The organism is Brevundimonas sp. SH203, from assembly GCF_002157625.1.
Taxonomy (GTDB): Bacteria; Pseudomonadota; Alphaproteobacteria; order Caulobacterales; family Caulobacteraceae; genus Brevundimonas.
In genome coordinates this window covers 386,103-400,117 of record NZ_BDMM01000001.1, presented here as the reverse complement: position 1 = coordinate 400,117, position 14,015 = coordinate 386,103, and the positions used below count along the sequence as shown (strand labels likewise).

Below are 14,015 nucleotides of genomic sequence, written 5' to 3'. Positions count from 1 at the left end.
GTCGGATAGGTAGGGCCGGATGAGCGGCAAGCCCCAAATCTGGTTCTACCATCTGGAGCGGTCGACGCTGGACCAGGTGCTGCCGACCCTGCTCGAAAAGACGCTCGAACGGGGTTGGCGGGCCATGGTGAAGTCGTCGCACTCGCATCGTTTGGACGATGTGGACGAGCTTCTCTGGACGTTTCGCGACAACAGCTTCCTGCCCCACGGCCGGGCCGATCAGACCCACGCTGAGCGTCAGCCCGTGCTGTTGAGCGAGACGGGAGAGAACCTGAACGGCGCTCAGGCGCTGTTCATTTTCGACGATGCAGACATGGGCGCAACGGAAGGGTTCGAACGATGCTTCATAATTTTCGACGGGCGGGACGAACCGGCGCTGCAGCACGCGCGCGGACGCTGGAAGGCGCTGAAGGATCAGGGCGCCAACCTGGCCTATTGGAAACAGTCGGACGAAGGGCGCTGGGAAAAGGCGGCCTGATCGCCTTGAGCTTGCTGGCGGCCTGTTCGACCCCGGTGTCCGAAGCGCCCGCGCCCCGCACGATCGAACAGGCGCAACTGAATCCGCCTGTCGGCAGCCGGATGCCGACGGGACAGACCGAAGATTTCTGCAAGGCCGGCGAGATGCAATATCTGGTCGGCAAGTCGCGCACCGAAATCCCCGTGCCGGTCGAGGTGGTCAACCGCCGCGTGACCTGCACCACCTGCCCGGTGACGCAGGACTTCTCGGCCTATCGCCTGAACATCCTCTACAATGAACAGACCGGCGTCATCGAACAGGTGCGCTGCGGCTGAGCCGAACGGAAAGGGACGGATCATGAAAATCATCGCCAGCACGCTTTTCGCCGGCGGCGCGCTCGCCCTCTCGGCCTGTGCGCCGACCCAGACCACGACGCCGCCGACCGGCGGGTCGGACGGCGGGTTCAAGGCCTGCAAGGTTTCGGATTATCAGAGCTATGTCGGCCGCAATCGTTCGACCATACCGACGGCGCCGGCGGGCCAGACCTTCCGCGTGCTTTGCACCACCTGCCCGGCGACGATGGACTATCGCGAGAACCGCGTGAACTTCGTCTATGATCAGGCGACCGACATCGTGCGCGAAGTGAAGTGCGGCTGACCTTCTAGCGCCCGACCGTATCGCCGGGCCACAAAGGCCCGCTGAACCGCGCCGCCAGATAGTCCATCAGGGCCGTGACCCGCGCGGGACGCGGCCCGCTGTTGGGTGCGACGAGGTGAAGGGCAATGGGCGGCAGGCTCCAGTCGGTCATGACCGTCTCCAGTTGGCCGCCCGCCACATCCTTCCAGTAGATGAAGTCCGGCTGGGGGAAGACGCCCAGTCCCGCGCACAGGGACGCCGTCAGGGCGTCGGAATTGTTGGCTCGCAAAGGCCCCTGCGGCCGCACCACGACCTCTTCGCCCTCCGCATTGCTGAACCGCCAGATGTCCGGCGTCGGCATATAGGCGTAGCATAGACAGGCGTGGCGGCTCAGGTCGTTTGGATGCGTCGGCCGCCCCCGCTGCTCCAGATAGGACGGCGAGGCGACCAGGGCGCGTTTGACCGACCTCAACTTTCGCGCCGTAAGCGAGGAATCGGGCAGGGCGGCGATCCGCAAGGCGCAGTCGAACCCGCCGCCGACCAGATCGATCACCTCGTCCGACAGATGCAGGTCGATCGACACGTCCGGGTTCATGGCCAGGAATTCGGGCAGGGCGGGGGCCACATAGGCCATGCCGAAGGACATGGGCGCCGCCAGACGCACAAGGCCGCGCGGCGTCATCGACATGTCCAGCACCTCCGACACCGCCCCTTCGGCCTCGGCCAGCATATGGGCCGCGCGCGCCGCCAGGTTTCGGCCGGTGTCGGTCACGGCGAACCGGCGCGAGGTGCGATGCAGCAGGGTGGTCTGAAGTTGTTGCTCCAGCCGCGTCACCGCCTTGGACACAGTGGCCTTGGACAGCGACAGGCTGTCCGCCGCGCCGGAAAACGACTGGGTTTCCGCCACTTTCGCGAAGATGGCCAGAGCTTCCAGATCGGGCAGACGGGGCATGGGCGACCTATAAGAACGGAAACAATGAGTTTCGCTGGTTTCTATTTCTGTTCGGTCGCCGATCTCTATCCTGTCGTCAAGCAGATGACGCCGGGACGGCCCGGCCTGAGGACAGACCCATGATCGAACGCAGACCTTTTGAGTCGCTGGGCGGCGCCGACCACGGCTGGCTGAACGCCAAGCACCACTTCTCCTTCGCCAACTACTATGATCCCAAGCGGATGAGCTGGGGCAATCTGCGCGTCTGGAACGACGACGAGATCGAGGCCGGCACGGGCTTTCCGCCCCACCCGCACGCCGACATGGAGATCATCACCTATGTCCGCGACGGCGCCATCACCCATGAGGACAGCCTGGGCAACAAGGGCCGCACGGTGGCGGGCGACGTTCAGGTGATGAGCGCGGGGACCGGCATCCGCCACGCTGAATACAATGCGGAGCCGGAGTTGACCCGGATCTTCCAGATCTGGATTGAGCCGACCCGACGCGGCGATGCGCCCAGCTGGGGCACGAAGCCGTTCCCGAAGGGCGAGCGCTCCGGTCAGTTCGTGGTCCTGGCCTCGGGCTTCGAGGGCGACGACGACGCCCTGACCATCCGCACCGATGCGCGGATCGTCGCCGCCACGCTGAACGCGGGTGACAGCGCCGACTATCCGCTGGGCGTCAACCGCCGGGCCTATCTGGTTCCGGCCAAGGGCGAGATCGAGGTCAATGGCGTGCGCCTGAACGCCCGCGACGGCGCCGCCATCGCCCAGGAGGACGTGGTCACGGTCAAGGCCCTGTCGGACGCCGAGATCGTGCTGGTGGACGCCGCCTGATTTTCGGATCAAGTTTCACAGCCGGGCCTGCCTCCGGCTGTGAAACGAGATCGAGGGGGAAATCATGTTCAATCAGACCAGCGAATGGCAGCCGCGCGCCCTGGCCGCGCTCAGGATCGTCGCCGGCCTGCTGTTTCTGGCCCACGGCGTCGTCAAACTGTTCGGATTTCCAGCCGGGGCCGAGCCGGGACAGCAGGCGCTGTTCTCGCTGTTCGGCCTGGGCGGGGCGATCGAGCTGGTGACGGGCGTGCTTCTGGTGCTGGGCTTGTTCACCCGTCCGGCGGCCTTCATCGCATCGGGCCAGATGGCGGTGGCCTATTGGATGTTCCACTTCCCGCGCGATCCGATGCCGGCGGTCAACGGAGGCGACGCCGCCATCCTGTTCTGCTTCGTCTTCCTGTACATCTTCACCGCAGGCCCCGGCGCCTGGAGCCTGGACGACCGAACTACGCGCCGGTTCTGACCCGCCGCATGACAAGGCCGCCATGTTCGCGACATGGCGGCCTTTTCCGTCAGGCCCCGACGGTCGCGGCCCAGTCGGTGGCGCGCACCAGGCTGTCGACGATGCCCGGCTCTGACGAGGCGTGGCCGGCGTCGTCCACAATGTCCAGACGGGCCTCGGGCCAGGCGCGGTGCAGGGCCCAGGCGCCGGAAATGGGCGTGACCACGTCGAACCGCCCCTGCGCGATCCAGCAGGGGATGTGGCGCATCCGGTCCACCTGCTTCAAAATCCAGCCGTCTTCCTCGAAGAAGCCGGCGTTGGTGAAGAACCAGTTCTCGATCCGGGCGAAGGCCACGGCGAACTCCGGCTCGGCGAACTTTTCGGGCCGGGCGTTGGGGCCTTCGACGCTGACGGTTTCGCCTTCCCAGCTCGACCAGGCGACGGCGCACCGCTCGCGCTCGGCTGCGTCGTCGCCGATCAGCCGCTTGTAATAGGCGGCCATCAGGTCGCCCCGCTCGGCCTCGGGGATGGGCTCCAGGAACCGCTCCCAGGCGTCGGGGAAAATCATCGAGGCGCCGTCCTGATAGAACCAGTGCAGCTCCTTCTTGGCCAGCAGGAAGATGCCGCGTAGCACCAGGGCCTGGACCCTCTCGGGGTGGGTGATGGCGTAGGCCATCGACAGGGTTGATCCCCACGATCCGCCGAACACCACCCATTTCTCGACCCCGCACAGGACGCGCAGCCGCTCGATGTCTGCGATCAGTGTCCAGGTCGTGTTGTCTTCCAGCGAGGCGTGGGGGCGCGACAGGCCGCAACCGCGCTGGTCGAACATGATGATGCGATAGACGGCCGGATCGAAGAAGCGCCGCATTCCCGGATTGACCGCGCCGCCCGGACCGCCGTGCAGCACGATGACCGGCACGCCCTGAGGATTGCCGGATTCCTCGTAATAGATTTCATGCACGCCCTCGGTCGCCATCCAGCCCGAGGCATAGGCCTCGACCTCGGGATAGAGGATACGACGCGGCTCGGCGGGCGTGGGGAAGGCCATGAAGATGGGCTTTCTGCAGTAGGGACGAAACGATCAGGAACGAAGGGCGGCGAAGGCCAGGCACAGCCAGCCGGCGATCATCAGCACCCCTCCGACGGGCGCGACCGCGCCGAAGGCTGGCACGCCCAGAAAGGCGATCAGCAGCAGGGACAGGCAGAAGATCAGACCGCCAACGGACGCCAGCCAGCCGGCGATCGACGCCAGTCGCCCGCCCGCCTGCCATTGAGCGGCGGCGACGGCCAGAACGGCGTGGATCAGCTGATACTGGGCGCCGGTGGTCAGAAGGGGCTTGATCTGAGGCCCGGCGCCGTGGGCCGCGAAAGCGCCCACCGCGACCGCCATGGCGCCGTTCAGAGCGGCGAAGAGGATCAGTTTGCGACTCGCGATCATCTAGCCAACCTAGACCGTAGATCGCCCGATGTCTCTCGTCGGTTCAATTGACGCGGGGCAGGGGTGTCAGGTGGCTGGCCATGGCCGAGGCTGCGGCCTTCACACCCTTGCGCACGGCGGCCTCATTGGCCGGGGCCGGCGCGCGCAACAGGCCGATGGAGGGCGTGACGGCCCCGTCCGGCAGATCGGCGAGAACGCGATAGAGCAGATAGGAACCGGCGTCCTCTTCCGCCTCGGACGAGGCGTCGGCCTGAAGACCGGCGGCGGACAGGGCGCGCAGGATGTCGGCGACCGGGGCGGTGGCGCGGGCGACGCCGGGGCCGGTGCTGGACAGGCGATGCTTGTAGTCCAGCGTGCGGTTCTCGGCCCGCATCTGGACGCGGAAGCCCTGACCCTTGTGCGTGCGGCCGACCAGCAGGACGGCCCGGCAGTCGCCGCTGCCCAGTCGCGCCGCCAGGGTCGAGGCCAGGGCGTCGGGGTCGTTGCCGGAAATGGGGACGGCGCGCGCGCCCGCCGGGCTCCAGATCTCGCCGGACAGGTCCTCGACCAGATCCCAGCCCGCGTCTTCGCCCTCATAGGCGCAGATGATGATGCCGGGGCGGCGGTCGCCATTTCTGGCGTCGCCGCTCGCTGGGCTGTCGATCTCGCTCATTGTGCCGGCCATCGCCCCGCCCGTGACAGTTCGGTGAACCGCAAGTGGCGGCAACTTGGGTTCATCGTCAAGTGCGCGGTTTCCTAGCCCAGATCGCCGACGGCCGCGTCCAGCAACATGAAGGCGCGTCCGGCGTCGGACGCCAGGGCGGTCTGCACCGCCGTCGTGTCGCCCGCGCGAGCCGAGGCGGCCAGGCCGCCGGCGAAGTGACGCACATAGCGTTCGGCGTCGGCGCGCAAATCCGCGTCGCTCAGCACACGACGCGAGACGCTGCGCACGGCGGCCGGCGCCACGCGGCGCACGATCTGGCGCCCGCCGTCTGGGTCGCCCTTGCCGATGGCGCGCGCCGCCTCCTCGACCCGCGAGCGGGGCAGCAGGGCGTTGGGATCGACGCCCATGCGGCGAATGGCGGCCATCACCCGCTCGGACAGGGCGTCGGCCTCGGCCGGCGTGGGGCCGGCGGTCGCGGCGGGGACGTCAAGGTCCGACGACGGTTGGTCGCCGTCGTCGTGCGTCACCAGATCGCTCCAGTCCAGACGGTCATCGGCCGAGGGACGCGGCGCTTCGGTCGGTTCAAGACGCAGGCGGCTGCGCAGGCCGATCTTGCGGTCATCGACTGGCGGCGGGATCGGCGTTCGCGGCGCGCGCGGTTCTGTGCGTTCGGGCTCGGGCGAGGGGTCACGACGGCGGGCGGGCGCGGCGTCGCCGGACACCACCCCCATCAGCCGCACAGCCTCGGTCAGCATGTCGTAGTTTCGGCGCACCCGCTCCTGGAAGCCCAGGTCCAGCGCCTCGGTGTCCTCGGCGGCCTTGCGCGAGGCGGCGGCCAGCGACGCCAGACCGTCCTCGACCGTGGCCCGCACGGCCTCGGCGCGGGCGCGGGCCTCCTGGGGCAGGCGGGCGGCGCGTTCGTCGATGTCGGCGACGGCGGTGTCGATCTCGGACAGGGCCTCGTTCAGGCGACCCACCAGAGCCTCTAGACGATTGACCATGCGTTCGCCGGCCTCCTCCACGATACCGGAGGTTTCGCCCACGATGCGACGCGCATCCTCGATACGGGCGTCGGCGGCGTTGTCGGCCTTCTGCGCGGCGTCGAACAGGGTTTCGCCCAAGCGGTCGGCGCGCAGACGCGCCTGTTCGGCGGCGTCGGCGGCGGCGGCGCGGGAATCCTCGGCCGTGGCGCGCATCTGCTCCAGGGCGCGGCGGGTTTCCTCCATCAGGGCGTCGCGGGCCTCGGCGGCCAGGGCCTCGAAACGGTCCAGGGCGACCTTGGTGGCGGAATCGAAGCCGTCGGCCTCGCGCTGGGACATATCCACAAGGGCGCGGAACTGATCGGTCGCGGCCTCGACCAGATCGCGCAGGGCGTCGACCGAGGTCTGGGTCGTGCGGTCCAGATCGCCGGCGGCGGCGCGGGTCGCCGACAGATGTTCGACCAACTGGGCGCGCTGGCTCTCGACCTGGGCGGAGAAGTCCTCCTGATCGGTACGCAGCGCATAGGCGGCCGTGACCAGCGAGGCGCGTTGTTGGCCCAAGCCCTCTTCGACCGATTGAATCTGTTCGGCCACGCCCGATCCGGCGTTCTCCAGCCGGATCGTCTGGCGGGCCAGGTCCTCGGCGGCGACGCGGGCGGCGTCCTGGGCCTCGCCGGCGGCGGCGGCCAGATCGGCGGCGCGGGCGGCCAGCGCCGCTTCGGCCTCGCGCAACTGGGCCTGGGCCAGGTCCGAGGCGTCCGCCACCATGCGGGACTGACGTTCGACCGCGTCGATGACGCCGGTGGCCTGGGTGTCCAGATGCAGGCCCAGGGTCTGCATCTGATCGCGCTCGCGGCCCAGGTTCTCTGCCAGACGACGGGCGGTGCGCCCGGCGTTGTCGGCCGCCTCGTTCAGACGCGCCGTCTCTTCGGCCAGAGCTTCGCGCAGCAGGGCCATGTCGTGGCGCGCCCGCTCGGCCGCCAGGGCGGCGTGGTCGATGTCGGAGCGCAGGGACTGAAGCACGTCGCCGGTCTGCTGGGCGGCCAGGGCGGTCGGGGCGACCAGCGCCTCGGCCAGTTGACGCGCGCGACGGGTTTCGGCGGCCAAACCCGCCCCCTGCCGCACCGCATGGGCCAGCATGATGGCCAGGCCCGCCGGGGCCAGGGCGATCAGGGCGTAGATGGCGATGCGCAGCGGGTCCAGCTCCGCCCCGCCCGCGCCGAACTCATAGGCGGCCCAGGAAGCGACGCCGCCGATCCACAGGGCCGAGGCGACGCCGGCGATCAGATAGGCATGGCGGCCTGACGGCTCGTTCGTCCGCTTGGCGACGACCGGCTTGACGGCGGGGGGCGACGACAGTTCGAACGGGGCAGGGGGCTTGCCGGCCGCGACGGCCATTTCGACTTCGGCGTTCGAGCGCGCGTCGGGGTCTGCGGTCGGCGCCAGAGCGGCGGCGCGCTCCTCGGCCTGCCGTTGTTCTTCCAGCAGGCGACGGCGGCGGCGTTCGGACATCGGCCGTTCGAAGGCGGGCTGGACGATCTCCAGATCGGCGTCGGTCAAGGGTTCCGGTTCGATCCCGGCCTCGGCGAGCGGCGTCTCCTCGACGGACGGCGCATCGACGGGGGCGACGACGTCTTCGTCGGTCAGCTTCAGCGGCGGCCGTTTGGGAGACTTCATCAGCTCAAAAACTCGATCTCTACGCAGGCGTCCGACAGCGCCTTCGAGACCCTAGAACAGGAATGAGGCGGACGGAACCTGCTGGCGCGCCTAAGCTGTCGATCGACGCCCGAGCGAGCGCCGCCTCAGCAGTCGCGCTTGCCTTCCACCGCAGCCGTTGAGGCGGCGGCGTCCTGACATTCGACGACCCGGCGGACCTCGCGGTCGGAATGGTTGGCGTTGTGGGTGTTCACGCCGAACTGCGACAGGACGGCCGCGGCCAGCAACGCGATGAAGCCGGCGATCAGCTCGATCAGTCCCTGCATTTCACCCTCCCTCGCGGCCTCGACCACCCCGCACCTTATGCCCCAGATCGACGAACGTCACAATCCCGCCTCATGGCCGCGCGCCGTCAAAGATTGACCCGGCGCCCACCGCGTGAAACGGAGGACAGGGCGCTCCGACACCGTGTCACGCGAATCAGGCAAAGGGGTTGCATGGGGCAAGGCGGCGACAGTTACGACGGCAGTTTGCTGGAGCCGGGGCCGGGTCTGTGGACCTCGGCGGTCGCCCATCGGTTTTCCGTGCTGATGGAAAACGAAGCCTATTTCGACGCCCTGTCCTCGGCCATTCAGAAGGCGGAACGGTCCATCGTCCTTCTGGGCTGGCAGTTCGATCCGCGCACCCACCTGGACCCCGAAACGCGCCCGAGCGACAAGAGCGCCGAGATCGGCCGGCAGCTGAGGATGTTGGTCAAGAAGAAGCCGGACCTGGACGTGCGGCTGCTGATCTGGAAGTCGCCGCTACTGATCGCGGCGTCGCAGGGCTTCTATCCCCATCGCGCCCAGCGCTGGTTCCGCAAGCGGATGGTGGAGTTCCGGCTGGATTCGCCCGGTCCCATCGGCGCCTGCCACCATCAGAAGGTCGTGGTGATCGACGACAAGATCGCCTTCTGCGGCGGGGGCGACATCTCGACCGACCGCTGGGATTCCGACGAGCATCTGGACGGCGATCCGCGTCGCGCCCTGCCCAGCGGCGTGATCTGCAAGGCGCGTCACGAGGTGATGTCGGTGATGGACGGCCCGGCGGCGCGGGCGCTGGGCGATCTGGCGCGCGAACGCTGGTTCAAGGCCACCTGGGAGCGCACCATCCCCGACGAGGTCGAGGGCGATCCTTGGCCCGACGGGGTTCCGGTGCAGATGACCGACGTGCCGGTCGGCATCGCCCGCACCGAGCCCAAATGGGGCGGACGGCGCGAGGTGCGCGAGAGCGAGGCCCTGCATCTGGAATCGATCCGACGCGCCAGACGGCTGATCTATCTGGAGAACCAGTATTTCACCTCGCCCGTGATCGCAGCGGCGCTGGCCCAGCGTCTGGCCGAACCGGACGGGCCGCAGATCGTCGTCGTCTCCACGGCCAAGAGCCCCAGCTGGTTCGACAGCCTGACGATGGACACCGCGCGCGCCGAGGTGCTGTATCGGCTGGAGCAGGCGGACAAATACAATCGGTTCTTCGCCTTCGCGCCCCTGACCGAGGACGGCGACCGGATCATCGTCCACGCCAAGATGTCTATCATCGACGACCGGCTGCTGCGGATCGGCTCGACCAATCTGAACAATCGGTCGATGGGGCTGGACACCGAATGCGACATCGCCGCCGAGCCGACCGATGCGGCGGGTCGTGCGGTCATCACCGCCCATCGCCACCGCACCATCGCCCACTGGCTGGGCGTGGCGACCGAGGACTATGCGGCGGTGGAGGGGGTGTTCGGCTCGGTCGGTCAGGCGATCTGCAGCTTCGAGACGGATCGGCTGAAGCCGTTGGGCTCGGACCCGCCGACGCGCATCCAGCGGATGTTCGCGGAGTGGCAGCTGGGTGATCCCACATCCTCGACCGACGCCTGGCGACCGTGGAAACGACTGAACCGCTCGCACCGCACGCGACCGGCGTCCGAAGGCGGTCAGGCGCCGGGCTGAACCACGTCGAAATCGACGATGAGCGGCAAATGGTCCGACGCCACCCGCGCGAGGGGCGAAAAGGCCGAGCGCACCGCGCGGATGCGAATGTGCGGGCTGACGAAACAGTGGTCGATGCGGATGGCGGGAAAGGCCGAGGGGAAGGTCTTCACGCTGGGCTTCAGCCCCAGCTGACGCTGGCAATCCTCAAGACTGCGGCACAGGGTCTGATAGGGGCGGGTGATCGAGGTGGCGTTGAAGTCGCCCGCCAGCAGCGTCGGGCCTGTGCAGCCGCCCAGCCAGCCCGAACCCGCCAGCGCTGCGGCCTGTAACCGCTGCTCGCGCGGCACCAGACCCAGATGGGTGTTGAACACGTTCAGGGCCACGCCGTCGATCTGGATCTCGGACCAGATGGCTCCGCGCGGCTCCAGCCCCGGAATGCCGGCGACGGTCGGCAGGCTGTCGGCGCGGATCAGTCGTTCCGGGTGCGCCGTCAGGATGGCGTCGCCATACTGTTCGGCCTCGATCCGCATCGCCGGATGAAAGCGCGAGGTCATGACCAGACCGTCGGCGATGGCGCGGGCCTGATCCACGCCGTTGGTGCGCGAACGCCCGACATCCAGCTCCTGCAGGCAGACGATGTCCGGCTCGTATTCGCCGATGACGGCGACGATGCGCTCGACGTCCAGCCGGCGGTCTGTGCCGACGCAGCGGTGGACATTGTAGGTGAGAAGGCGGGGCATGGCGTGGGAATGTCGTCTGGCTTCGACCGTGGGCTAGGCCTTGTGGTCCTCGATTGCGACCCCGATACGACGATTCACAGCAGGATCAGATGATCCGGCAACTCATTGGGGTTGTCCGCGCGCGGCGGGAAATGCCGGGCCAGCATCTGGCCGCACAGGCCGATGGCGGCGGAAAAGCCTTCGACGGGCTTGTCGGCGCGCAACTCTCGGGTCAATGCGGCGACGGCCTGGGCCCAGGCGCCTTCCTCCACCTTGGCGTGGATGCCTTCGTCGGCGATCAGCTCGACCTGATGTTCGTCCAAGGCGGCGAAGATCAGGACGCCGGTGCGTTCGCGCGTCACATGGACGCCGTGGGCCAGGAACTGCTGCAGGGCCGCCTTTCGCACCCGGCCGCGCCGCACGCCGGCGGGCGTCGCCAGACGACGCAGCGCCGGAATCCGCGTCAGCAGGAAGACGCCGACGAACACCACCGCCTGGGACAGGGCGTAAATCGCCAGGGCCTGTCCGGTGCTCGCCGCCTCGGCCGCCTGATGCGCCGCCTCCCATCCGCCGACGGGCCAGCGCAGGTCCAGAACGAGGGGGACGAAGACGATGGGCGCGATCAGGGCGGCGCCGGCCGCCCACGCCAGACTGACGTCCAGATAGGACGAGACCCGCCGCGACACGACGCAGAAGATTTCGCCCGAGGTCTGTTCTTCGGCGCCGGCGATGGCCTCTGCGATGCGGGTGCGGTCGCTGTCCGAGATCTGCATCACCATCCTCCCGATGCTCCGCCGCCGCCGAACCCGCCGCCGCCGCCGCCGAAACCGCCCCCGCCTCCGAACCCGCCGCCTCCGCCGCCGCCCCAGTCGCCGCCGTCCCGGCCCGAGTTGCGCAGCGCCTCTGACGCGGCCCACAGCAGGACCGAGCCTACGCCGCTGCGCCGCCCGCGACCCGAGCGTGCGGCGGCCATGAACATGAACAGGAAGATCAGCGCCACGATCATCAGGGGCGCGATCGATCCGCCCTTATGCGTCGTCTGCTGGTCGGCGACGGCCTTGGCGCGGGCCTGGGCCTCGGCCGGGTCCAGCGAAAGCTGGGCGATCAGGGCGTCCACGCCCTTGACCACGCCGGTCTTGTAATCGCCGTCGCGGAAGGACGGCAGGATGTCGTCTCGGATGACCTGGGACGAGAAGGCGTCCGTCAGGATCGGCTCCAGCCCATAGCCGACCTCGACCCGGACCTTGCGCTCATTGGGCGCGACGATCAGCAGCGCGCCGTTGTCGTTTTCCTTCTGACCGATGCCCCAGGCGCGACCCAGCTGATAGCCGTAGTCCTCGATCTCCTGGTCCTGAAGGCTGCTGACGGTGACGACGACCAGCTGATCGCTGGTCGCGGCCTCAAGCGCCGCCAGCTTTTCGGTCAGGGCCTGTTCGGTCGCGGGATCGAGCAGACCCGCCTGATCGACCACGCGGCCGGTCAGGGGTGGAAACGCGATCCTGGACTGCGCCATCGCCGGAACGGCGAACAGCAGGACGACGGCCAGGCCGATCAGCCAGGCGGCGACGCCGGTCGGACGTCGCCCCGGCGCGTGAGGGCGTGTCACTGGGCCGGCGGGGTGGAACCGGGCGCGACGGCGGGCGCGCCGCCGCCGGGCGCGGAGGCGTTGGACGGCGGGGCGTTCAGGTTGAAGTTGACCTGCGGCGCCGACTGGGCGGAGGCGGTGGCGGTGAACAGCTGCATGGGCTTGGAACCGCCGTGCAGAGTCTTGGCCCAGATCACCTGCGGGAAGGTGCGCAGGGTGGTGTTATAGTCGCGCACGGCCTCGTTATAGTCGCGGCGGGCGATCTGGATGCGGTTCTCGGTGCCTTCCAGCTGCGACTGCAGCGTCAGGAAGTTCTGGTTGGCCTGAAGCTGGGGATAGGCTTCCACCGTGACCAGCAGGCGCGACAGGGCGCCGGACAGCTGGCCTTGGGCCTCCTGATACTGCTGGAAGGCTTGAGGGTTGTTCAGGTCGCTGGCCGAGACGTTGACCGAGGTGGCGCGGGCGCGGGCGTTGATCACGTCCGTCAGGGTGGTGCGCTCCTGGATCGCCGCGCCCTGGACGGTGGCGACCAGATTGGGAACCAGATCGGCGCGGCGCTGATACTGGCTCTGCACGTCGGCCCAGGCGGCCTCGGCGCGCTCCTGCTTGGTCGGAATGGTGTTGTAGCCGCAACCGGCGGCCGCAGGCGTGATCAGAAGGACGGCGCCGACGGCGAGCGCGCGAGCGTTGAGGCGGACCATGACATCTCCCTGTCGGCGACGATCGCCGTTGGGCCGAATATCGGCCCGCCGCGACAATGCATCAAGCGCCCAATGGCTCCGGTTCGATATTGTTGATGCGGCAGGCGGCCGAATAGGTGTTTGCCAGCAGACAGGCGATGGTCATGGGGCCGACGCCGCCGGGAACCGGGGTCAGGCGGCCGGCGACCTCCACGGCCGTCTTGGCCACATCGCCGACGACGCGGGTCTTGCCCTCGGCGGCCTTGACCGGATCGGCGGACGGCACGCGGTTGATGCCGACGTCGATGACCGTGGCGCCGGGCTTGATCCAGTCGTTTCGGATCATCTCGGGCCGTCCGACCGCCGCCACCAGAATATCGGCCTCGCGGCAGACGGCCGGCAGGTCGCGGGTGCGCGAATGGGCGATGGTGACGGTGCAGCTTTCACCCAGCAGCAGTTGCGCCATCGGCTTGCCCACGATGTTGGATCGGCCCACCACGACCGCGTTCAGGCCCGACAGATCGCCCAGCTGATCCTTCAGCAGCATCAGACAGCCCAGCGGCGTGCAGGGCACAAGGCCCGGCAGACCCACGGCCAGGCGACCGGCGTTGACGACGTGGAACCCGTCCACGTCCTTGTCCGGGGCGATGGCGTCCAGCACCACGGTCGCGTCGATGTAGGCAGGCAGGGGCAGTTGAACCAGAATGCCGTGGATGCCCGCATCGGCGTTCAACTGGGCGATCAAGGCCAGAAGCTCGGCCTGGCTGGTCGTCTCGGCCAGACGATGGGTGTCGGATCGCATACCGGCGCGCAGGGTCGTCTCGCCCTTGTTGCGGACATAGATCTGGCTGGCGGGGTCCTCGCCGACGATGACGACCGCCAGACCGGGTTTGACGCCGTGATCCGCCTCAAGGCGCTCGACGGCGGCGGCGACGCGCTGGACCAGCGTTGCGGAAAAGGCCTTGCCGTCGATCAGGGTCGCGGACTGGGGTTCGACCGACATGGCGGCTCCGTCTGGCGGGAAATTTCAGGATGGCGGCGATTTACA

Annotated in this window: 17 protein-coding genes; 6 read left to right on the top strand and 11 right to left on the bottom strand. The window is 68.5% G+C overall.

Features of this window, described 5'->3' with window-relative positions; genetic code table 11:
• Positions 1 to 19 precede the first annotated feature (19 nt).
• The 3 genes from SH203_RS01955 to SH203_RS01945 are packed head-to-tail and all read left to right on the top strand — an operon-like array spanning position 20 to position 1,114.
• Positions 20 to 478, top strand: coding sequence for a DNA polymerase III subunit chi (locus tag SH203_RS01955; protein ID WP_087119183.1), 459 nt, complete (start codon positions 20 to 22; stop codon positions 476 to 478).
• A 5-nt stretch (positions 479 to 483) separates the two neighbouring features.
• Positions 484 to 792 carry a DUF1996 domain-containing protein gene (locus tag SH203_RS01950; protein ID WP_234989344.1) on the top strand — a complete coding sequence of 103 codons (309 nt, stop codon included), beginning with the start codon at positions 484 to 486 and terminating at the stop codon, positions 790 to 792.
• Positions 793 to 814: 22 nt separating this feature from the next.
• Positions 815 to 1,114, top strand: coding sequence for a hemolysin (locus SH203_RS01945; RefSeq protein ID WP_087119182.1), 300 nt, complete (start codon positions 815 to 817; stop codon positions 1,112 to 1,114).
• A 4-nt stretch (positions 1,115 to 1,118) separates the two neighbouring features.
• Here the strand turns inward: SH203_RS01945 and SH203_RS01940 are convergent, their stop codons facing one another.
• The gene (locus tag SH203_RS01940) at positions 1,119 to 2,045 is read right to left on the bottom strand and encodes a LysR family transcriptional regulator (RefSeq protein WP_087119181.1); all 927 of its coding nucleotides are present in this window, start codon (positions 2,043 to 2,045) and stop codon (positions 1,119 to 1,121) included.
• Positions 2,046 to 2,164: 119 nt separating this feature from the next.
• Here SH203_RS01940 and SH203_RS01935 point away from each other — a divergent pair, with 119 nt between their 5' ends.
• Positions 2,165 to 2,863: a pirin family protein gene (locus SH203_RS01935; RefSeq protein ID WP_087119180.1), complete on the top strand. Its 699-nt coding sequence runs from the start codon at positions 2,165 to 2,167 to the stop codon at positions 2,861 to 2,863.
• A 64-nt stretch (positions 2,864 to 2,927) separates the two neighbouring features.
• Entirely contained in the window at positions 2,928 to 3,326 is a 399-nt protein-coding gene (locus SH203_RS01930; protein ID WP_087119179.1) for a DoxX family protein, read from the top strand.
• A 49-nt stretch (positions 3,327 to 3,375) separates the two neighbouring features.
• Here SH203_RS01930 and pip read toward each other — a convergent pair whose 3' ends face one another.
• The 5 genes from pip to SH203_RS01905 form a co-directional block, all read right to left on the bottom strand.
• Entirely contained in the window at positions 3,376 to 4,356 is a 981-nt protein-coding gene (gene pip / locus SH203_RS01925; protein WP_087119178.1) for a prolyl aminopeptidase, read from the bottom strand.
• Positions 4,357 to 4,389: 33 nt separating this feature from the next.
• Positions 4,390 to 4,746, bottom strand: coding sequence for a DUF423 domain-containing protein (locus tag SH203_RS01920; RefSeq protein WP_087119177.1), 357 nt, complete (start codon positions 4,744 to 4,746; stop codon positions 4,390 to 4,392).
• A 43-nt stretch (positions 4,747 to 4,789) separates the two neighbouring features.
• Positions 4,790 to 5,398, bottom strand: coding sequence for a hypothetical protein (locus SH203_RS01915; RefSeq protein ID WP_200808760.1), 609 nt, complete (start codon positions 5,396 to 5,398; stop codon positions 4,790 to 4,792).
• 83 nt (positions 5,399 to 5,481) lie between these two features.
• A complete protein-coding gene (locus tag SH203_RS01910) occupies positions 5,482 to 8,046 on the bottom strand; it encodes a tipN (RefSeq protein ID WP_087119175.1) in 2,565 nt (854 codons plus the stop codon).
• Between the two features lie 125 nt (positions 8,047 to 8,171).
• On the bottom strand, positions 8,172 to 8,351 hold the full coding sequence (locus tag SH203_RS01905) for a hypothetical protein (protein WP_087119174.1): 180 nt from the start codon (positions 8,349 to 8,351) through the stop codon (positions 8,172 to 8,174).
• Between the two features lie 171 nt (positions 8,352 to 8,522).
• On the opposite strand from SH203_RS01905, the gene SH203_RS01900 reads away from it, so the two are divergent.
• Positions 8,523 to 10,001, top strand: coding sequence for a phospholipase D-like domain-containing protein (locus tag SH203_RS01900; protein ID WP_087119173.1), 1,479 nt, complete (start codon positions 8,523 to 8,525; stop codon positions 9,999 to 10,001).
• On the opposite strand, the gene SH203_RS01895 is transcribed toward SH203_RS01900, so the two are convergent.
• The 5 genes from SH203_RS01895 to SH203_RS01875 form a co-directional block, all read right to left on the bottom strand.
• Positions 9,986 to 10,723 carry an endonuclease/exonuclease/phosphatase family protein gene (locus SH203_RS01895; RefSeq protein WP_087119172.1) on the bottom strand — a complete coding sequence of 246 codons (738 nt, stop codon included), beginning with the start codon at positions 10,721 to 10,723 and terminating at the stop codon, positions 9,986 to 9,988. The two genes, SH203_RS01900 and SH203_RS01895, sit on opposite strands and share 16 nt — an antisense overlap.
• 74 nt (positions 10,724 to 10,797) lie before the next feature.
• A complete protein-coding gene (locus SH203_RS01890; RefSeq protein ID WP_234989343.1) occupies positions 10,798 to 11,475 on the bottom strand; it encodes a TPM domain-containing protein in 678 nt (225 codons plus the stop codon).
• Positions 11,475 to 12,308, bottom strand: coding sequence for a YgcG family protein (locus SH203_RS01885; protein WP_087119170.1), 834 nt, complete (start codon positions 12,306 to 12,308; stop codon positions 11,475 to 11,477). Before SH203_RS01885 ends, SH203_RS01890 begins: the two co-directional genes overlap by 1 nt.
• Positions 12,305 to 12,988 (bottom strand): LemA family protein, encoded by a 684-nt coding sequence (locus SH203_RS01880; protein WP_087119169.1) that lies wholly within the window; start codon positions 12,986 to 12,988, stop codon positions 12,305 to 12,307. Before SH203_RS01880 ends, SH203_RS01885 begins: the two co-directional genes overlap by 4 nt.
• Before the next feature lie 61 nt (positions 12,989 to 13,049).
• On the bottom strand, positions 13,050 to 13,970 hold the full coding sequence (locus SH203_RS01875) for a bifunctional methylenetetrahydrofolate dehydrogenase/methenyltetrahydrofolate cyclohydrolase (RefSeq protein WP_087119168.1): 921 nt from the start codon (positions 13,968 to 13,970) through the stop codon (positions 13,050 to 13,052).
• Positions 13,971 to 14,015: the final 45 nt, after the last annotated feature.